Source organism: Proteiniphilum sp., assembly GCF_034331125.1.
Taxonomy (GTDB): domain Bacteria; phylum Bacteroidota; class Bacteroidia; order Bacteroidales; family Dysgonomonadaceae; genus Proteiniphilum; species Proteiniphilum saccharofermentans.
This window is the reverse complement of sequence record NZ_JAXQGC010000004.1, coordinates 161,323-179,291: the sequence shown is the minus strand read 5'-3', so window position 1 is coordinate 179,291 and position 17,969 is coordinate 161,323. Positions and strand designations below refer to the sequence as shown.

The following is a 17,969-nucleotide window of genomic DNA, read 5'->3' as shown; positions in this document are numbered from 1 at the left end:
TCTTTATCTATTTTCTTGTTTGTTGGCTGCCTCCCAACCGTAATCAATATAATTCCATGACATGTTCCCTTCGTTATCCACCCGGACGAGCATATATCCCTCTTCTGTATCGAGTAGCGGACCTCCCCACCATCCTGCAGAAACAGCGCCACCTGTAACAAAATAAGTATTATTTACCAACAACTCTTCATGTAAATGTTGGTGTCCCTGAAGAATGACTTTCAAATTATAATCCAGCAGGATATCCCATACCTCCTTGAAATTGGAGAACATATCCGCATCTTTGACTACACCTTCCATAGCAGGGTAATATAGCGACTGAAAAGGAACATGCGTAACAACCACCAGCGGAGTTTCCCGGGATATGGTTGCCAAATCGGATTTTAGCCATTCCACCTGTTCGGGACCTACGCAGTATTTCCCCGTTGAATCATTGATTTGCACGCTGTTTAATATCACAAAATGAATTCCCTTGTGATCAAAAGAATAATAGGTTTCACCAAAATATTTTTCAAAAAATTTAAATCCCGACACATCGGGTTCATTATTAAATGTGTAATATCTATCGTGATTACCAATGGCAAAATATGGCTTTACTCCGGACCCGGTTACAACCGATTTAAATACGCTCATGAGTGAATCGGCTCTGAATGAGTCTTGGGGCTGCAAGTGAACCAGATCTGCAAGGTCGCCGCCAAAAATCACAAAATCTATGTTTTGCGATTTTGCATGTTCCAATGCCTGTTTTAGTCCGGCAGCACTGACATCGATATTATTGCTGTTCATATGCACATCTGTCAGAAATGCAAAACTGAACGCTACTTCTTTATCCAAGTTGCTGTTTTCCCCTGAATTTCCTGTACAGGAAAGAAATAAAGCTATTAACGAAACGGCAATAATTAATTTCTTCATACGGTTTTCATGTTCGTTTCATACTGATTTGTTTCAATATCGCAAAGTTAGTTCAAATAAATATTATTTATACCAAAAGGACAATCTATATGCATCAATATTTCAAGAATCCTACAAAGGAAAAACAATGAACTATTTCGTTAAGCGAATACAGAGGCAAAACAAGTTTTGCCTCTGTTGAGCGTAGAATTGAAAATCGAGGAGCGAAGGCGACTCAATTAACAATCGAGGAGCGAAGGCGACTCAATTAACAATCGAGGAGCGAAGGCGACTCAAAACGACTAATTCTAATAAACTATTTTATCTGTCAATATAAAAAAAGTACTTTTGTGAAAATAACACTGAGCGATGAATGGTATCCAGTGGAATCAGCTATATCAGGAATATAATCATCGTGAGAACCGGAACATCCGGCCTCGGGCAACGCCATTATAGGAGCTCCGGCTATTATATCGGAATAAAACAGGCATATTAATAATATTAAGTGAAAGAACTATTATAATTGAAGAATAATGAATATTCATTTTATACAGCACGAAGTTTTTGAAGCTCCGGGAGCCTATCTTGAATGGGCAAAACAAAAAAATCATACTATTACTTTTTCAAAGGTATATAAAAACCAACCTTTGCCTGAAACGACGGACAATATAGATTTACTGATCGTAATGGGCGGGCCTCAAAGTCCCGATACTACAAAAGAAGAATGTCCTTATTTCGACGCACAGGCTGAAAAGGCTTTGATAAAAAAAGCTGTCAATGCCGGCAAAGCAGTGATAGGGGTGTGCCTTGGTTCGCAGCTCATTGGTGATGCATTGGGTGCAGCCGTTCAACATAGCCCTGAAAAGGAAATCGGCATATTTCCCATACGACTTACAGAGGACGGATTAAAAGACAAAAAAATAAACCATTTCGGTCTAACTTTACCTGTGGGACATTGGCACAACGATATGCCCGGGCTTACACCTCAAAGTAAAGTATTGGCAACAAGCATGGGCTGTCCAAGACAGATTGTAGCATACAGCAATTTGGTGTATGGTTTTCAATGCCATATGGAATTCACACCCGAAGTTGTTGAATTACTTATTGCAGAAGAAGTTGAATTTTTAACAAACAATACAACTTACAAATACGTACAAAAGCCCAATGAAATACGAAGCTATAACTACACTGAAATGAATGACAAATTGTTTGGATTCCTTGACAAACTAGCATCTGAATTGAGAAATCATATAGAATATCTTTAAATATCTGGTATATGTCATTTTTCGATAGATTAATAATACTTATATTTGCACCCCAATTAGAATAATATCATATGCGAATTTTTCGAGTAATAGTATCCCATCTTCTTTCATTTAGTTATACATCGGATTTACAGCAATTGTCCCTTAATAGATTTTTATTAAATGTTTTCGTTATTCTGATATTACTCTTCTTTCCGGCAGTCACAAATATCTTTGCACAAAGCAACGAGGCTGCATCAACCTATCAGGTAAAAGGCCGGATTATCAGCAAGACCGACAATACGCCCGTAGAATTTGCCAGTCTTGTTTTATACAATGCAAATGACAGTACACCTGTCGATTATACAGCTACCGATATCTCAGGAAATTTTAGCCTCACTCCCAGGAACAAAGGAGGGTATTTCATCGCGGTCAGCTTTATCGGATATGAACCACTCAAAACCAGTCCATTTGAAATTTCAACTGAAAAAAGAAAAATTGTATTACCCGATATCCTGTTAGAAGAGAGCGAGCAACTCTTATCTGAAGTTGTGGTAACGGGACGCAAGCGACAAGTCGTATATAAGCTGGACAAACAAGTGATCGAAGCGGCAGAATTTCTCTCTGCTGCGGGAGGCACTGCTGCAGACATTCTGATGCAGACTCCTTCAATTCGTGTAGATGCAGAAGGTGAAATAACCTTCCGGGGTAGTTCCGGGTTTAAAGTATATATCGACGGAAAACCGGGTTCCTTGAACGGTGCTGCCGCTCTGGAACAAATCTCTGCCGGACAGATCGATAATATTGAGGTATTGACTACCCCTTCTGCCAGAAACGATGCGGACGGTGCGGTCGGTATTATCAATATCAACACAAAGAAAAGTGATATGGAGGGATGGAGCGGAATGGTCAACCTGATGGGAAGTTCCGTTTGGTCGAGAAATATCGATTTTCTGGTGGCACTCCGCAAAAAAGATTTCCGGTGGCAATTATCAGGCGAAGCGTCACGCCGTTTTGTGCTGAGTGATTACGATCAACTAAAGACAATCATCACTCCCGAATTATTGACCACAGACCATTCCACCGGCTTAAGGAAAAGACATACGGCATGGTATTACCTCACTTCGTCATTCGACTGGTTCAAAGAGAACACCACCTGGTCGGCAGGTATTACAGGAGGTTACAGGGACCGTTGGAGAGGCGGAGAGCTTCATTATGAAGACATATACGAGACTGTAGCCACAGGAGAAAAAACGTACGGATCGTTTGATGGCAAGGATTTCGTGAACCTATACGAATATCATTTACGAGGTGATCTGGGAGTGGAGCATAACTTCTCCGGAAGGGAGGGACATAAATTGACCGCCTCTTTGTATGGATTATACGAAGGGGGAGCAATGGAAAATTTCCAGACCGACCTGTGGGATATGCAGGGAAAACAGGTAAATGGTCATCGTGCATGGGAATATGAGTACCGGTTTACCGGCCAGGTAAATGCGGATTATGTCTATCCTTTTGACAATGAAACCGGAAAGTTTGAATCGGGCTATCAGTTGTTCTCTTACACCGAAGACGGAGATTACACAATCGATATGTTTGATCAGGAACAGGATGCTTTTATCAGGCGTGACGACCTATACAACAAATACCTCTTTCGCCGGGATATACACGCGATATATGCATTGATATCCGATGTACATCAACGCTTCGGATATCAGTTAGGCTTAAGGGGAGAATACACCTATCGTAAACTCGGGAATAACTTCGAATGGGCACGTCATAGTCGCCACCGTTTCGACCTCTTCCCGTCGGTACATGTTTCCTATACTTTAAATGACCATTCACAGATACGGGCAGCCTATACACGCAGGATCACCCAACCGGAACTGTTTTACATGGAGCCTTATGTGGTATATGTGGACTATAACACTGCCCAGATGGGAAACCCGTTTATCAAACCGGAATACACGAATTCTGTGGAAGCAGGTTATAATTATAATTTTAAGAATGGCAATACGATTTCCGCTACGCTCTTCCACCGTGCCAGGAAAGATAAAATCGAACGTCTTCGTGTCCCCTACCATTCAAGTGTAACACTCGACTCGATGGCAAATGTAGGTAACGACTATTCCTCCGGTATAGAATTGGCTGCGAACCTGCAATTCAACAAATACTGGAACCTGGATGCAAATACAAGTTACTATTTCTATAGGATTAAAAACCAGTTTAAGATAGATGATGACGAAGAGAGCTGGAACTGGCAGTTATCCGTCAACAACAACTTTGATGTAGCGAAGAACACCCGTGTTCGGCTGGAAGCTTATTACGTAGGCCCAATGGTGAGTACACAAGGACGTGTAGACGGATTTTTCTACCTGAATATCGCTGCCCGTCAGCAATTCCCCAAACAGAAATTGACGGCCAGCCTTGTAGTCAGGGATATTCTCTCCACAGCAGAGTATATCAACACGCGTTCCGGCATTGGAATGGAAACCCTCACCAAAATTTATCCGCGTTCACCCTTGTTCACCCTGACATTGACCTACACTTTCAATAATTTCAAACAACAGAGGAAAGCAGAAGGTCCAAATCACGACATGTTTGAGGGAACCAACAGGTAGATCCCGAACAGAGATACTAAAAAATACCCGGTTTTACATCTCTCATAGATGTGAAATCGGGTATTCCTATTGAAAGAGACGACAAATCCTACAAAAAAATGAGAAACATTTTTTCATCAGTTTTGTAATAAAACCGCTTCTTCTTCGACTATAAAATAAATTCAAATAGAAATGAAGAGAAACCAGGAAGAATTCCTAAAGATGCTATCCGCTTACCAAGGTATTATCCACAAGGTAAATCAGATTTATTTTAAGTCGAAAGCTGACAAAGAGGAGAATTTTCAGGAAACGGCCTACCAGCTTTGGCGTTCTTTCCATTCATTACAAAACAGAGAAAAGCCGGCTTCATGGATCTATACAGTAGCCATAAATACCTCTATTTCCAAAATCAGAAAGGACAGTCTTCTAGATTTCCGGGATTCGGTACCTGACGTCGATATGATTGATCCTTACGAACATATCGAACAGAATGAAAATTATCAAAGACTGATAGATGCCCTCTACGAATTGAACGAAATAGACCGATCCATTATGCTACTTTATATGGAGGAATATAATTATCATGAGATCGCCGAAATTGTTGGAATGAACAGTTCTAACATCGGCGTCAAGGTTCATCGACTCAAAAATCAATTACAGAAACATTTTAATAGCAATATCAATGGAAACAAATGACATTAAAAATATCTGGAAAGAAGGAATAGAGGAAAATATTAAACCCTATTCCAATTCAAAATTGAATAAAATAGTTATCAAGTCCGCACAAAGCTCAATGAAAGCAATCTATTCGGGAACTTTCCGACTTATTATCATTGGAGTAGCGATACTCATTATTGTAATATTGGTTTGGGGTAATAGAAGCAAAGAAGTAATGCTCGTCGATTTCTGTGCATTGATCATAGTATCTGTATCCTATTTTTTTTGGGAGCGTTCTGCATATAAAATGCAAAAATACAGTTACGGTATACCTGTGAAAGAATGGTTGGAATATCGAATAAGAGAAGTTGAGAAAAGTGTCAATTTTTATACTAAATATGATTTGCTCATATATGGCTTTTCTTTCCTTTGCGCAATAGGTTTCTATATCTTATATCAGGTAGTTGGAAAAATAACTCCGAGTTTATTAACTCTCTTTATTATTCCCATCGGTCTTGTCATTTACTTTTTGATAATAAGACGTTTTTTGAGCCGGAATTACAAAAAAACCCTCGATGAATTAAAAGAGCTATATACACAATTTGAAGAATCAGAAAATGAACGATTATTTGAAAGAGTTGGCAGAGTTGGCGGAAATAAACGAATCTGTTCGAAAGACCTACTATAAAGGAAATCAAAGGATTGATGAGACAACACCTAAATATGCTTTGCTCGGAACTCATGTGAGGCGAAGAACCTTTATATGCAACGCCTTGTCTTTCGGTATTCCTGCACAGGTTGTAATGAAATGGACTGGGCATAGCGACTATAAAGCCATGAAACCCTATATTGACATTGCCGATGACATTAGAGCAAATGCAATGGATAAATTCAATCAGTTATAAAAAAACAGACTATCTTTGTATCTCAACAATTATCAACAACTATATGAGCGACAGAAATATAGAACTTCGGAAAGATTTCATTTCCGATATAAAACAAATCATATCGTCCGCAAGAACATCTGCAATAAGAAGCGTTGACTTTGAGCGAGTGAGAATGTATTGGAGATTAGGCGAACGTATTTTTGTCGAAGAGCAAGAAGGAAAAGAGCGTGCCGAATATGGAAGTTTTCTAATACACAACCTGTCAGCAAGTATAGAACCTGAATTTGGAAGTGGTTTTTCGTATCGCCAATTAGCATTTTGCAGACAGTTCTACCGAACTTATCCAAATATGAACGCACTGCGTTCACAATTTAATTGGTCGCAATATCGCCTTTTGATTCAGATTGATAATGAAGACAAAAGAGAATATTATGAATTAGAATCCGCAAACAATGGATGGACAGGGCGTGAACTAGAAAGGCAAATAAATTCAGGCTTGTACGAAAGGTTGCTGTTAAGTAATGACAAAGAAGCGGTTTTAGCAATTGCACGAAAACAAAGAACTGCGGAACTACCAACGGAAATCATAAAAGACCCGATGGTATTAGAGTTTTTAGGTTTGAAGCGTGATGCCACATATTACGAAAAAGATTTGGAGAGTGCATTGATAACCAATCTGCAATCGTTTCTTTTGGAGTTGGGCAATGGATTTTCATTTGTTGCACGGCAAAAGCGAATCTTACTGGAGGATGATGAATTCTTTATTGATTTGGTTTTTTATAATCGTTTGTTGCGCTCATTTGTAATTTTCGAAATAAAAACACATAAAATTACACATGCCGACATCGGACAACTGCAAATGTATGTGAATTATTACAACAGATACGAGAAAACAGCAGACGAGAATCCAACCATTGGCGTTTTGCTTTGTGCTGACAAAAATAACGCAGTAGTTAAATATTCTTTACCAGAGGAGAATAAAACAATAATGGCAAGTAAATACCAGCTCTATTTACCAACAGAAAAACAATTATTGACGGAATTGAAACGAGAAATAAAAGAGTTAGACGAAAATGCAAACTCCTAACGAACATGTTTCCCTACTCACCGACCTACTTCCCCGATACAGGTCAGTTAATATACTATACCAAGAAGCCGTAAATAAGTCCGTATTGAGTTTCGATACACAATGTAGCATCACAGATTTCTATCGTGACTTCAATGATATACAGATATTTGAAAAAATCATTCTAAACTTTTATCTTTCAACGGATAAAGAAAAACAAGGACAGATTATCTCTAATTTGCGAACGGAAATAAGTAAGAATCTTGAATTCTATTCCGCAAATAAGGACTTCTTTGATAAAGTGGATATTATCAAAGTTTGTTCAAGTAGGCGTAAGCCACTTAATATCGAAATAGACGGACAGCTAAAGAATACCAATAAACTATGGAAGGAGCTTACGCAAGTCAGGAACTCTTTGGAGTCGGCAAGCTGGCAAGACGATAAAATGGCAACACAACGCTTAACCAAAGATGAAGAACGGCTTGAACAAGCCTATAAAAAGGAGCAAGAGAAATTGAGTGTTTTTTATGAGCAACAGAAAGAATCTGATAATCATGCATCCAAATACCTTGAAAATGTATTTGGAAGGATTTACGAATTAGGGTACACCTTTATCTCCCTGTTGGATAACTATTTTCCTATTGAAAAAGAAAATACACCTACATCTGAATCTATTACCAAAATATCAGAGCCGGAACAAGAACTACAAACCGAGATAGAACCAGATATGATTTTCAGGACAGACAAATATGAGAATCTGCTTATTTTAGAACAAAAACTTATCCCCGACAAATACCTGAACACTGAACTTCACTGGATCTCTACGCATAATAATGGGAAGCCGGATATAAAAAGACTTGTCACATTTCTTGTTGCCCTGATGGACAACAAATATTTTCTACCCGGAAAAGACCCGAAGATAAGATCATTCTTCGAATCTCGTTATCATATCTCAATAGGTCAGAATTTTGAAGAATGCAGAAGAGAAAAATTTATCGATACCTACAAAATAGTATTCAACGAATACAAATTCTAAAAAAATGAATAACATGAAAATCAGGACAGTCATATTATGGACAATCGTATTGGTAGCAATCGAGCAAGTTATTAAATTGGTAATTAGCACAAACTATCGGGATATAAATTTTGAAATTATACCGTCTTTATTAGAGTTTAAACCAACACTCAACGATAAATCCTTTTATTGGCTTAGCTTAATGAATATTAATGTAGGACGTTGGGCACGTTTAGCAACAGGCATTATATTTTTCGGTGTATTATGTCTTTTTTATCTTTATATGAAGGCCATATCAAAGAAAGGGAAATTGCTTGATACAGCGTTTATATTTGGTTTTGCAGGATTACTATGCTCTTTATCCGACAATATCTTTTTTGGTGGAAGCTGGGATTATGTATATCTAAAACCATTGTTTGTTTTTGATTTGAAAGATTTATATCTGAATTGTTTTGTTATTTTGGTTCTTATATTTTTTCATAAAAATAAGGCAGAAATAAATAATGTAAAAACAAAAAATATTGTCTCATTTGCAAAGAGTAAATTAAAACGGAACTAATAACGAAAAAAATACACAGAAATAGGCTTGTTAGAAAGTCTATGATTATCCGTTTTATCCCCATCGACTACGACCGTACTACGAAATCGTATCAGAAAGTATAATCGTAAATCATTCATTATCATAAGACTGATTTTCATCCAACGACGATATCAGTCCTCCCCTCAGATTCAATTTATCTTCGTGGCATCGCATGATGATATTGATATTGGTGTGCTCTAACATTTTGGAAACACTTTCAATAGAAACTCCTTTTGTTAGAGTAAAAGTGGCAAATGTATGCCTTGCAGTATGAGTAATTCAGTCTCAAACAAGAAAAAGCAGGTCACGGCAATTGTAACGTAAACGGTTTATAATGAATTGTTTTTCTCTTTTCTGTATGTTGTCTGAAATCAAATTCCGGCAAAATATTGCAGGATTTCTGTTACCAATCCGTTAGCCGGTTAGTTACCGGAATACCGACAGGTAACAACGCATTCCGAACCGGGTTCTTTTGTTCTGAATCACAGCATTTTGCATAACAAAGGGCACTTATATAACCGGTAACTTTGCCTTTCGGCAAAGCCCACAAAAATAAGTGTTATGCAAATAGAAAAATTCAAGGTCTTGCTTTACCTTAAAAAAAGCAGTCTGGACAAGTTGGGCAAAGCCCCCATCATGGGGCGCATTACCCTGGACCACTCAATGGCGCAGTTTAGCTGTAAGCTATCCTGTACGCCCGACTTATGGAATCCCCGCGAGAGCCGGTTGGACGGCAAAAGCCGTGAAGCGGTAGAAATAAATCAGAAAATCGAAAAGTTGCTGTTGGCCGTTCATGCCGCATTCGATTCTTTGATCGAACGCAAGCAATCATTCGATGCCGGAACGGTTAAAGACCTGTTTCAGGGAAGTATGAGTGCACAGATGAGCCTGCTTGCCCTTCTCGACCGACATATGGAGGAGTTGAAAGCCCGCATCGGAATAGACGTTGCCCCGACCACCTTAAGCACCTACGTGTACACCCACCGTTCACTCGGCAAGTTTATCAAAAAGAAGTTCAAAACCAAAGATGTGGCTTTCGGACAACTGAACGAACAGTTTATCCGGGAGTATCAGGATTTTGTCTTGACAGAACAGGGATATGCGATGGATACCGTACGCCATTACCTTGCCATCCTGAAAAAGATCTGTAAGATCGCTTTCAAGGAAGGTATCTCCGAGAAATTCCATTTTGCCCATTACAAGCTGCCCAAGCAGAAAGAAACCACCCCCAAAGCATTGAGCCGTGAAGATTTCGAGAAGATCCGGGACTTGGAAATACCCGAAAAACGCATTTCCCATGTCATTACACGGGATTTGTTTCTTTTTGCATGCTATACGGGTACTTCGTATGCCGATACCGTTTCCATCACACAAGAAAATATCTTTACCGATGATAAAGGCAGCCTGTGGCTGAAATACCGCCGGAAGAAAAACGAGTTGTTGGGGCGTGTCAAGCTGCTGCCCGAAGCAATCGCCCTGATTGAAAAGTACAGGGATAAGAATCGGGAAACGCTGTTCCCGAAACAACTCTATGCTACTTTACGATCCAACATGAAAGGCTTGCGGATTATGGCGGGTATCTCGCAAGACCTGGTCTACCATGCCGGAAGGCACTCGTTTGCCAGTTTGGTCACGCTCGAAGAGGGCGTGCCGATAGAAACCATCAGCCGGATGCTCGGACACAATAACATCACCACCACCCAGATATATGCCCGTGTTACCCCGAAGAAACTTTTCGAGGATATGGATAAATTCATCGGAACAACCGGGGATTTACAATTAGTTCTTTAATTTTCAAACAAAACAAACAACAAAAAAATATGCGCAGTACATTCAGAATATTATTCTATATAAACAGGAATAAAGTAAAGGCGGACGGCACGACAGCTATCCTATGCCGGATTTCCATAGATGGCAAACAAACAGTAATATCGACAGGTATTTATTGCAGTCCAGATGACTGGAATGCCCGAAAAGGAGAAATTAAGAATGAGCGAAGTGATAACCGGCTCAAAGCATACCGTTTACGGATTGAACAAACCTATGAAAATATCCTCAAAGAGCAGGGGGTTGTCAGTGCCGAACTGCTAAAAAATACAATCGCAGGAGTGAACTCCGTTCCGGCCATGCTGTTACAGGCAGGAGAAGCAGAGCGCGAGCGGTTACGGCTACGCTCTTTGGAAATTAAGTCAACCTCCACTTTCCGGGGTTCGAAAACCACCCAAGCCAATTTGCGCGACTTTATCCTGTCAAGAGGCAAAAAGGATATTGCCTTTACAGAAATTACCGGGGAGTTCGGTGAGTCGTTTAAACTCTTTCTTAAGAGGGACTTGGGATACAAATCCGGTCATATCAACCACTGCCTCTGCTGGCTGAACAGGCTTGTCTATATTGCTGTAGACCAGGAAATACTCAGGGCTAACCCGTTGGAAGACGTTGCTTACGAAAAGAAAGAGCCGCCTAAACTGAAATACATAACAAGGAGCGAATTGAAACGGATTATGGAAACCCCCATGCACAGCCGGATGCTGGAGCTGGTACGCCGGATGTTCATTTTTTCCTCTTTCAGCGGGTTAGCCTATGTGGACATGCAGCGGCTCTATCCCCGCCATATCGGAAAGACAGCCGCAGGCAGGTTGTATATCCGTAAGAAGCGGGTAAAAACCAATGTGGAAGCGTTCATCCCGCTGCACCCGGTAGCCGAACAGATACTTTCACTTTACAACACTGCCGATGACAGCCGGCCTGTATTTCCGTTGCCCAAGAACCGGGATGTGATATGGAACGACATCAACCAGATAGGTGTTGTTGCGGGATTGAAAGAGAACCTCTCCTACCATAAAAGCCGCCATTCGTTCGGAACCCTCTTACTTTCAGCGGGTATCTCCATTGAAAGCATCGCCAAAATGATGGGGCATGCCAATATCTCCACCACACAGGGGTATGCCAAAATAACGGACGATAAAATCTCGGAGGATATGGACAAGCTGATGGAGCGAAGAAAAACAATGAAAAACAACGCAAAATAAACCATAGTAACGATGAAAAGAAAATTGAAAATCGGCGATAGCCAAATAATAACGATCACAGATAATGGAACGGTAATCGTTCCGGGTGAAACAAAAATGAGCATTTCAGAGATTGCCGATTTGTTCGGTATCTACTATCTGACGGCAAAAAGGCATATCCGGGCTATTGAAAAGGCAGGGATTGCCAGAGGCGATGATTCGAAGGGTGGCTCCGTTGAGGGATTGAACGTTTATCCTGATTATTATGGGCTGGAAATGGTTATTGCTATTGCTTTCAGGGTACGGTCGGCAAATGCGGATATCTTTAGAAAATGGTTAGTTCACAGAATTACAAGGCATGGTTTATCTCAAACCATTTTTCTGTCTTTGCAAAACTTAATGTTAAATTAAACTCCACATTTATGAGGGGTTTAGATTTTCGGGACTTATCTACCATTAAGAATATCAATATTTTCAACTAAATTTGTAGAATCTGATTGTGCCGAATCCGGCACAATTAAAAACAGAATAAGATTATGGCAAAAAAAGATTTAGATGTGCAAGGGACAAAAGTTAAAATGCTGCATATCAATAATACAGATTACATATCTATTACCGATATTGCGAAAATACGCAATCCTATAGAACCAAAGGATGTAGTTAAAAACTGGATGCGGAGTAAAAACACCCTGATGTTCCTGGGGTTATGGGAAAAGTTGAACAATCCGACTTTCAAGGGGGTCGAATTCGACCCCCTTATGTACGAAGCAGGTACAAACGCATTTACGATGAGTCCGACACGTTGGGTTGAATTGACGAACGCAACTGGAATTGTTACTAAAAATGGAGCTAATGGCGGAACATACGCACATAGGGATATAGCTTTCGAGTTTGCCTCATGGGTTAATACCGAATTCAAATTGTATTTGATTACCGAGTTCCAACGCCTCAAAGAACAGGAGCAGCAACAAATCGGTTGGTCAGCCAAACGGGAACTCTCGAAAATCAACTACCATATCCATACCGATGCCGTGAAACACAACCTGATCCCGGCTGAACTTACCCCACAGCAAATTTCAATCGTGTATGCCAGTGAAGCCGATGTGCTGAACATGGCTCTTTTCGGGATAACGGCAAAACAATGGCGCGAAGCCAACCCCGACCTGAAAGGCAATATCCGTGATTACGCTACGATCAACGAGCTGATATGCCTGTCGAACATGGAAAATATCAATGCCGTGCTGATTAATGAAAAAATACCCCAAAGGGAACGACTGCAAAAGCTTAACCAAATAGCTATCCAGCAGATGCGTGTATTGCAGGAAGTTGAGAACCGTAAATTGCTGAAATAAAACAAATCGTATTCTATAACAAGAGGCAGGCTATTCGCTATTGAAATCCTGCCGGTTTTTTAATGCGCAAAAGTTATCTCCCGTCCTGCCTACGGTTATTTCCGCTCATGGCTTCCCAGCCCGTTTTGGAGGGCGGAAGATGCGCAGAATAACCGGTTGTCCGGGGATAACTTTCCCGGTAAATGGCTGTCAGCCCACGCCATTACCTGAAACTCTCCTTGTATCCTTCTTCCAGCAATTTGCCGATATCCGAAGCCCGGTAGAGTATTTTGCCACCTAATTTGATATAGGGGATACGCCCTTCATTGCGATAGTCTTGTAAACTCCGCCGACTGATCTTTAGTTTTTTCGACAATTCTTCGTCCGTGTAGAAACCCTCTCCACCGAGTGTCGGTTTGCGGGATGCAAACAGGCGTTCCATCAAGGTAGAAAGGCGATCCAGTGAAAGGAAAAAGGACTTGACCCTTTCGTTGTTTTCCGGTGTAATTAACTGATTGCTCATAAACTCAAAATTTTATATCGTTTTTTAATTCTTCATATAACTGCCCCAGCCCGCAATATGCAGTCCGTAAGGCGATTTTTCTTCCGTCAACCGGCAGCGTTTTATTCCCATACGGATATAATAACTGTCTTCGTCCGGTTCTACCGCATGGCAGGAGAAACCTCCCCGCCTGCATTCGGTGTCATAACTGTAGGCAAGCAGGGAATAGTTGCCGTCGTAATCCCGGAAGATATAGATGTCGGGATTGCCGTCCACGCTTTCCCAGCCGCCCTGTAATCGGGCAGGAAAGCCATTGTTTATGGGATCTCCTTTTGTATTCATATCCGTTTGCCTTTATATTTGGCCTGTTTGCGTTTGTCTTCCACCACCGGGACGATCTTTTCTACATCCTGGGCTTTATAGTAGATCTTGTGGTTGATACGGCTAAAGGCGAGTGTGCCGTTATCCCGGAGTGTCTGTAACGTCCGGGGCGAGATGTTCAACAGCAGGCATACATCCTGGTTGTCGAGCCATTCATTTGAATCTTTGTCGCCATGGAGGCGGCAAAGCTGTTCCATACGTTCAGCAAAACGTTCAAACTTCGAGAGCATCTGCTCGAATGTCTGTGCATCAATATTTACTATTTGGCATACGCCGAACTTTGTTTCCATTACTTGATATTTTTATGTTATTCTTAATGTAAGTCAGGACTTCCTTTCCGGTGCAAACTGCACCTTTCCGCCACGAAGTAAAACAGAATAAACCACACCACAATGGATTGATAACCAGGTGGCAGCTTGTGGCACCGGTTTGGTAGGGGTAAAGGACAGATTTCTTATTTCGGGTGCTGTTTTAAATCTAAAAAAGCAGGTTTTTACTTTCGATATTTCCCTCCGGTTTTCTGAAATGGGAGCGGTTTTTTAGCAGACATCACTCCGGTAGCACAGTATATCCCGATAAGCGAATCGGTGCAGTCTGCACCGTTCATTCAATCTTTACAGTAGCAAGACAATACAGAATCATCCATGTAAACCCGGTTAATGTACTATCCTGACTAATAGTTGTTTATTTGCAACCGACAAGCGGGTTCCTGTATCAACAGGAACCGGAATATTCACTTTTTTAATACAGTATTATATGGATAGTAAACAAACCGGCGAAAGTCAAACTAAGAAACAATCTGTACAGGATTGGTTACCTGATGACGGGAAGGGCAAAGGCAAGAGTCCAACCGATGGGAACAAGAGTAAAATCATCCGGGAATTTCTCCGGGAAGATATTATTGAAGAACCTTCCGTTGTGAGTGTCGATACGACAAACAATACCGCCAATATCAATAATGCGGACACCATTGGCAGTGTGGATGCTGTACTGACTGTTGCAACTGAAAATAGAAAAGATACCGTAAAGACTGAATCACAGGAGCAATCTGTACAAACTGCATCCAGACGGATCAGCAGTAAACAACGGAAAGAATCACTGGAGGAATACCGGCAGGCGTTTCTTACCGTTCCAAAGCTCGAAGACCGCAAGCCTGTATTTATCAGCCGGGAGGTGCGGGATCAGTTGGACGAGATAGCCCGCAAACTGGGAGGACGCCGAATGAGTGTATCGGGCTTTATCGAGAACCTTGCCCGCCATCATCTGGAAATCTACCGGGATGATGTGGAAATGTGGAAGAAGCTATAAAGTGTAGCTTCTGTCCATTGTATGGTAAGTCCGTTCAGTATCTACGACTTAGCTTTTGAGCGGAACATAAATGTTCGTGGAGCGTAGCGAGGTTATGTTTCCATTGCATGGAAACCCTCGCTTTGGCTTACCGCCAAAGGGAAAACCGCTCCCGTTGGTCACAGTTTTGGGTCGGGGTCATAGACCCTATTATTATCGATTTTATCAGTAAACCGACAATCGAAAAATTGAATCAGGATAATAATGATAACAGGAAGAAAGGCGGACGCCCGAAGAAGAGTCCCGTTCATCGCAAAAGCAAGACCATCGGGGTCTGCTTTTCCGAGCCGGAACTCTATGCCATCCGGCACCGGGCAAAACAGGCCAATCTTCCGCTAAGTATCTATTGTCATGATGCCGTCCTGGACGGGATAATCAAAGAACCGCTAAAAAAAGAGGAACTGGACGTATTAAGAAGCCTTTCCAATATGGGCAATAACCTGAACCAGCTCACAAAAATAGCGAAGTTTTTAAGTGAAAAACGGCTCGAAAACCAGGCATTACCCCTATTGGAAAGCATACAGGATATCATAAACAAGCTGTCGGATGATTGGAAAAATAGTAAAAGGAAGAAGTTTTAAGGGATGTATTTCGTATGTTTTAGGAGATAAAAATGCGAAAATCCTGGCAAGCGAAGGTGTATTGGAGACGGACGTAAAATCCATCATCAATAGTTTTCACATGCAAAGCCTGCTCAATCCCAAGTTATCGAAATGTGTCGGGCATATCCCGTTGGCATTCTCGCCCGATGATAAAGAACGGTTGACAGATCAATTCATGGAACGATTAGCCAAAGAGTATATGAAAGCAATGGGGATAGAAAATACCCAATACATTATTGTCCGGCATAACAATACAAACCATCCCCATTGCCATATCGTATTTAACCGGGTGGATAACGATGGCAAGACTATCTCCGACAAGAACGACCGTTACCGGAACGAGAAAGTATGCAAACAACTAAAAGACAGGTATAACCTGACTTACGGAACAGGAAAAGATAAAGTCAACATCCAACACTTAAAAGGAGCGGAGCAAACCAAATATGAAATTTATCATGCTGTGAACAATATACTGCCCAAAGCTAAGAATTGGCAACAGTTTGAATCCCTATTGGGTAAACAAGGAATATCCATAAACTATAAATATAAAGGACAAACAGATGAAGTGCAGGGTATCTCATTCCGGAAAGGGGAACACTGTTTCAAAGGCTCGGACATCGACCGGCAGTTCAGTTATTCCAGACTGGATGCAATTTTGGGAGGAAACAGCCACCGTCAAACACCGCAGGAGCAACAGGTACAACAAGCTCCACCGGCGAAGACAACAGGAAATACCCTTGCGGAAACGATTGCAACAGGTGTAGCCGGAACCGTATCGGGTTTAAGCGGGCTGCTGGATTTCCAGCCTTCGGGTTACGATCCGGATGAAGCGGAAGCATTGCGTCAACAGGCGTTAACCCGGAAGAAAAAGAAGAAAAAACGCAAGGGGTTAAGACACTAAAATGAATTATTAACGGCTTAAAAACAAAAGAAATATGGTACAATCGGTATCGAACGACGCTTTATGGGAAAAGCTCTCGGAAATGGAAAAGAAACTGGACGGGCTTGCTGTAATGCAGAAATCACAGGATATAGCAGGGGAAAAAGACGAAAACATGTCTGGTTTTGAAGGGGCGAAAGACGCTATAATTACGGAAATAAGGCAACAAACCGCTTTGCTTGGCAAACATAACGACAGTAATTTCGGAGCCAACAGGGAGAATATTCAGCTGCTCAATAAGAATATCCTTCTGGTTTCAAAGCACATCCGGGAGACTGAAGACCGGTTAAAAATATATGTTGAATCACAGGAAGGAAATGAAAAATCCTGCTTTAATTTTAAAATGTTCAAAGTCAGAAAAACTTCTTTCGTGATAACCATACTTGGCTTGCTGGTATTTTTACTCACCTTGTTTTGCATGAAACAGCAGAACGACTATGCGTTACTGATAGAGGAACATCACAGGCAAGGTATCGTTATTGAGAGGCAAAAGCCGGAATAGAAGAAATAAATCCTTCTAAATCAACTTGTCCGCTATAAATACAATGTATAGGACAGAGGAAGAAACATCCCTGATCACTTTGAACGACCTGGCATCCATACCCTCTTTTTCCATCATTTTCTTCAGGGCGGCGACGGCCTGTTTCGATTTGTATTTGACCGTCCTTTCATTCATATTCAGTATTTCGGCCGTTTCCCTGACGGTATACCCATCCCGGTGGAGCATCATGAAAATTTCTCCCATCTTATCAGGAAAATCTTTCAATATGCCATTAATCACCGATTCCAACTCCTACAACTGCAATATCTATTCCAGAAAAGACCAAAGATACAACAAATAGTCTTTCGGGAAATCTCGTAGCAGGAATGGCAGATATGGGATACCGCGTCGTATAGGCATTCAACCATCAGCAACGG

General features: G+C 41.1%; 22 protein-coding genes and 1 pseudogene. 17 read left to right on the top strand and 6 right to left on the bottom strand.

The annotated features are described in order from the left end of the window. Positions 1 to 3: 3 nt before the first annotated feature. Entirely contained in the window at positions 4 to 912 is a 909-nt protein-coding gene (locus tag U2P89_RS01250; protein ID WP_322190377.1) for a metallophosphoesterase family protein, read from the bottom strand. Positions 913 to 1,264: 352 nt separating this feature from the next. Between U2P89_RS01250 and U2P89_RS01245 the strand changes: the two genes are divergently transcribed. The 9 genes and pseudogenes from U2P89_RS01245 (at position 1,265) to U2P89_RS01205 (ending at position 8,919) form a co-directional block, all read left to right on the top strand. After that, the gene (locus U2P89_RS01245; protein ID WP_322190376.1) at positions 1,265 to 1,387 is read left to right on the top strand and encodes a hypothetical protein; all 123 of its coding nucleotides are present in this window, start codon (positions 1,265 to 1,267) and stop codon (positions 1,385 to 1,387) included. Positions 1,388 to 1,424: 37 nt separating this feature from the next. Further along, the gene (locus U2P89_RS01240) at positions 1,425 to 2,156 is read left to right on the top strand and encodes a type 1 glutamine amidotransferase (protein ID WP_322190375.1); all 732 of its coding nucleotides are present in this window, start codon (positions 1,425 to 1,427) and stop codon (positions 2,154 to 2,156) included. Between the two features lie 71 nt (positions 2,157 to 2,227). Then, a complete protein-coding gene (locus U2P89_RS01235; RefSeq protein WP_322190374.1) occupies positions 2,228 to 4,756 on the top strand; it encodes an outer membrane beta-barrel family protein in 2,529 nt (842 codons plus the stop codon). A gap of 171 nt (positions 4,757 to 4,927) precedes the next feature. Next, positions 4,928 to 5,431 carry an RNA polymerase sigma factor gene (locus tag U2P89_RS01230; RefSeq protein WP_091909463.1) on the top strand — a complete coding sequence of 168 codons (504 nt, stop codon included), beginning with the start codon at positions 4,928 to 4,930 and terminating at the stop codon, positions 5,429 to 5,431. Continuing rightward, positions 5,418 to 6,080 (top strand): hypothetical protein, encoded by a 663-nt coding sequence (locus U2P89_RS01225; protein ID WP_313381975.1) that lies wholly within the window; start codon positions 5,418 to 5,420, stop codon positions 6,078 to 6,080. Before U2P89_RS01230 ends, U2P89_RS01225 begins: the two co-directional genes overlap by 14 nt. Next, positions 5,995 to 6,297: pseudogene (locus U2P89_RS01220) on the top strand (site-specific integrase); the annotation flags it as partial. The gene U2P89_RS01225 and the pseudogene U2P89_RS01220, both read left to right, overlap by 86 nt. Beyond that, positions 6,254 to 7,366: a PDDEXK nuclease domain-containing protein gene (locus tag U2P89_RS01215; protein WP_313381976.1), complete on the top strand. Its 1,113-nt coding sequence runs from the start codon at positions 6,254 to 6,256 to the stop codon at positions 7,364 to 7,366. The pseudogene U2P89_RS01220 and the gene U2P89_RS01215, both read left to right, overlap by 44 nt. Continuing rightward, positions 7,353 to 8,381 (top strand): hypothetical protein, encoded by a 1,029-nt coding sequence (locus U2P89_RS01210; RefSeq protein WP_139224142.1) that lies wholly within the window; start codon positions 7,353 to 7,355, stop codon positions 8,379 to 8,381. The genes U2P89_RS01215 and U2P89_RS01210 overlap by 14 nt, the downstream gene beginning before the upstream one ends. Before the next feature lie 13 nt (positions 8,382 to 8,394). Next, a complete protein-coding gene (locus U2P89_RS01205; protein ID WP_175456855.1) occupies positions 8,395 to 8,919 on the top strand; it encodes a signal peptidase II in 525 nt (174 codons plus the stop codon). A gap of 111 nt (positions 8,920 to 9,030) precedes the next feature. Here the strand turns inward: U2P89_RS01205 and U2P89_RS15210 are convergent, their stop codons facing one another. Further along, positions 9,031 to 9,219: a tyrosine-type recombinase/integrase gene (locus U2P89_RS15210; protein WP_409568075.1), complete on the bottom strand. Its 189-nt coding sequence runs from the start codon at positions 9,217 to 9,219 to the stop codon at positions 9,031 to 9,033. Between the two features lie 282 nt (positions 9,220 to 9,501). On the opposite strand from U2P89_RS15210, the gene U2P89_RS01195 reads away from it, so the two are divergent. From U2P89_RS01195 to U2P89_RS01180, 4 genes are all read left to right on the top strand, one after another. Continuing rightward, the gene (locus tag U2P89_RS01195) at positions 9,502 to 10,731 is read left to right on the top strand and encodes a site-specific integrase (protein WP_313381977.1); all 1,230 of its coding nucleotides are present in this window, start codon (positions 9,502 to 9,504) and stop codon (positions 10,729 to 10,731) included. A gap of 29 nt (positions 10,732 to 10,760) precedes the next feature. Beyond that, on the top strand, positions 10,761 to 11,969 hold the full coding sequence (locus tag U2P89_RS01190) for a site-specific integrase (RefSeq protein ID WP_313381978.1): 1,209 nt from the start codon (positions 10,761 to 10,763) through the stop codon (positions 11,967 to 11,969). Between the two features lie 12 nt (positions 11,970 to 11,981). Continuing rightward, complete coding sequence (locus tag U2P89_RS01185; RefSeq protein WP_313381979.1) at positions 11,982 to 12,359, top strand: hypothetical protein; 378 nt, start codon at positions 11,982 to 11,984, stop codon at positions 12,357 to 12,359. A gap of 125 nt (positions 12,360 to 12,484) precedes the next feature. After that, positions 12,485 to 13,300, top strand: a complete 816-nt coding sequence (locus U2P89_RS01180) for a KilA-N domain-containing protein (protein WP_313381980.1) — start codon at positions 12,485 to 12,487, stop codon at positions 13,298 to 13,300. A gap of 202 nt (positions 13,301 to 13,502) precedes the next feature. On the opposite strand, the gene U2P89_RS01175 is transcribed toward U2P89_RS01180, so the two are convergent. Genes U2P89_RS01175 through U2P89_RS01165 form a run of 3 tightly spaced genes read right to left on the bottom strand, consistent with a single transcriptional unit; the run spans position 13,503 to position 14,452 of the window. Continuing rightward, positions 13,503 to 13,802 (bottom strand): helix-turn-helix domain-containing protein, encoded by a 300-nt coding sequence (locus U2P89_RS01175; RefSeq protein WP_313381981.1) that lies wholly within the window; start codon positions 13,800 to 13,802, stop codon positions 13,503 to 13,505. A gap of 24 nt (positions 13,803 to 13,826) precedes the next feature. Continuing rightward, positions 13,827 to 14,123 carry a DUF3876 domain-containing protein gene (locus tag U2P89_RS01170; protein ID WP_313381982.1) on the bottom strand — a complete coding sequence of 99 codons (297 nt, stop codon included), beginning with the start codon at positions 14,121 to 14,123 and terminating at the stop codon, positions 13,827 to 13,829. Next, positions 14,120 to 14,452, bottom strand: a complete 333-nt coding sequence (locus U2P89_RS01165; protein WP_313381983.1) for a helix-turn-helix domain-containing protein — start codon at positions 14,450 to 14,452, stop codon at positions 14,120 to 14,122. The genes U2P89_RS01170 and U2P89_RS01165 overlap by 4 nt, the downstream gene beginning before the upstream one ends. 466 nt (positions 14,453 to 14,918) lie before the next feature. Between U2P89_RS01165 and U2P89_RS01160 the strand changes: the two genes are divergently transcribed. The 4 genes from U2P89_RS01160 (at position 14,919) to U2P89_RS01145 (ending at position 17,553) form a co-directional block, all read left to right on the top strand. Beyond that, positions 14,919 to 15,470 carry a DUF3408 domain-containing protein gene (locus U2P89_RS01160; RefSeq protein WP_313381984.1) on the top strand — a complete coding sequence of 184 codons (552 nt, stop codon included), beginning with the start codon at positions 14,919 to 14,921 and terminating at the stop codon, positions 15,468 to 15,470. Between the two features lie 107 nt (positions 15,471 to 15,577). Then, positions 15,578 to 16,090, top strand: coding sequence for a plasmid mobilization protein (locus tag U2P89_RS01155; protein ID WP_313381987.1), 513 nt, complete (start codon positions 15,578 to 15,580; stop codon positions 16,088 to 16,090). Next, positions 16,056 to 17,012 (top strand): relaxase/mobilization nuclease domain-containing protein, encoded by a 957-nt coding sequence (locus U2P89_RS01150; protein WP_313381990.1) that lies wholly within the window; start codon positions 16,056 to 16,058, stop codon positions 17,010 to 17,012. The genes U2P89_RS01155 and U2P89_RS01150 overlap by 35 nt, the downstream gene beginning before the upstream one ends. 34 nt (positions 17,013 to 17,046) lie before the next feature. Next, positions 17,047 to 17,553, top strand: coding sequence for a hypothetical protein (locus U2P89_RS01145; RefSeq protein ID WP_313381991.1), 507 nt, complete (start codon positions 17,047 to 17,049; stop codon positions 17,551 to 17,553). A 15-nt stretch (positions 17,554 to 17,568) separates the two neighbouring features. Here U2P89_RS01145 and U2P89_RS01140 read toward each other — a convergent pair whose 3' ends face one another. Next, complete coding sequence (locus U2P89_RS01140) at positions 17,569 to 17,796, bottom strand: RNA polymerase sigma factor (protein ID WP_313381992.1); 228 nt, start codon at positions 17,794 to 17,796, stop codon at positions 17,569 to 17,571. Between the last annotated feature and the right edge of the window lie 173 nt (positions 17,797 to 17,969).

Bases quoted from the DNA above. Each gene is read 5' to 3' on its own strand.
- U2P89_RS01250 (WP_322190377.1), bottom strand. From the start codon at position 912: ATGAAGAAATTAATTATTGCCGTTTCGTTAATAGCTTTATTTCTTTCC.
- U2P89_RS01245 (WP_322190376.1), top strand. From the start codon at position 1,265: ATGGTATCCAGTGGAATCAGCTATATCAGGAATATAATCATCGTGAGA.
- U2P89_RS01240 (WP_322190375.1), top strand. From the start codon at position 1,425: ATGAATATTCATTTTATACAGCACGAAGTTTTTGAAGCTCCGGGAGCC.
- U2P89_RS01235 (WP_322190374.1), top strand. From the start codon at position 2,228: ATGCGAATTTTTCGAGTAATAGTATCCCATCTTCTTTCATTTAGTTAT.
- U2P89_RS01230 (WP_091909463.1), top strand. From the start codon at position 4,928: ATGAAGAGAAACCAGGAAGAATTCCTAAAGATGCTATCCGCTTACCAA.
- U2P89_RS01225 (WP_313381975.1), top strand. From the start codon at position 5,418: ATGGAAACAAATGACATTAAAAATATCTGGAAAGAAGGAATAGAGGAA.
- U2P89_RS01215 (WP_313381976.1), top strand. From the start codon at position 6,254: ATGACATTAGAGCAAATGCAATGGATAAATTCAATCAGTTATAAAAAA.
- U2P89_RS01210 (WP_139224142.1), top strand. From the start codon at position 7,353: ATGCAAACTCCTAACGAACATGTTTCCCTACTCACCGACCTACTTCCC.
- U2P89_RS01205 (WP_175456855.1), top strand. From the start codon at position 8,395: ATGAAAATCAGGACAGTCATATTATGGACAATCGTATTGGTAGCAATC.
- U2P89_RS01195 (WP_313381977.1), top strand. From the start codon at position 9,502: ATGCAAATAGAAAAATTCAAGGTCTTGCTTTACCTTAAAAAAAGCAGT.
- U2P89_RS01190 (WP_313381978.1), top strand. From the start codon at position 10,761: ATGCGCAGTACATTCAGAATATTATTCTATATAAACAGGAATAAAGTA.
- U2P89_RS01185 (WP_313381979.1), top strand. From the start codon at position 11,982: ATGAAAAGAAAATTGAAAATCGGCGATAGCCAAATAATAACGATCACA.
- U2P89_RS01180 (WP_313381980.1), top strand. From the start codon at position 12,485: ATGGCAAAAAAAGATTTAGATGTGCAAGGGACAAAAGTTAAAATGCTG.
- U2P89_RS01175 (WP_313381981.1), bottom strand. From the start codon at position 13,802: ATGAGCAATCAGTTAATTACACCGGAAAACAACGAAAGGGTCAAGTCC.
- U2P89_RS01170 (WP_313381982.1), bottom strand. From the start codon at position 14,123: ATGAATACAAAAGGAGATCCCATAAACAATGGCTTTCCTGCCCGATTA.
- U2P89_RS01165 (WP_313381983.1), bottom strand. From the start codon at position 14,452: ATGGAAACAAAGTTCGGCGTATGCCAAATAGTAAATATTGATGCACAG.
- U2P89_RS01160 (WP_313381984.1), top strand. From the start codon at position 14,919: ATGGATAGTAAACAAACCGGCGAAAGTCAAACTAAGAAACAATCTGTA.
- U2P89_RS01155 (WP_313381987.1), top strand. From the start codon at position 15,578: ATGGAAACCCTCGCTTTGGCTTACCGCCAAAGGGAAAACCGCTCCCGT.
- U2P89_RS01150 (WP_313381990.1), top strand. From the start codon at position 16,056: ATGATTGGAAAAATAGTAAAAGGAAGAAGTTTTAAGGGATGTATTTCG.
- U2P89_RS01145 (WP_313381991.1), top strand. From the start codon at position 17,047: ATGGTACAATCGGTATCGAACGACGCTTTATGGGAAAAGCTCTCGGAA.
- U2P89_RS01140 (WP_313381992.1), bottom strand. From the start codon at position 17,796: ATGGGAGAAATTTTCATGATGCTCCACCGGGATGGGTATACCGTCAGG.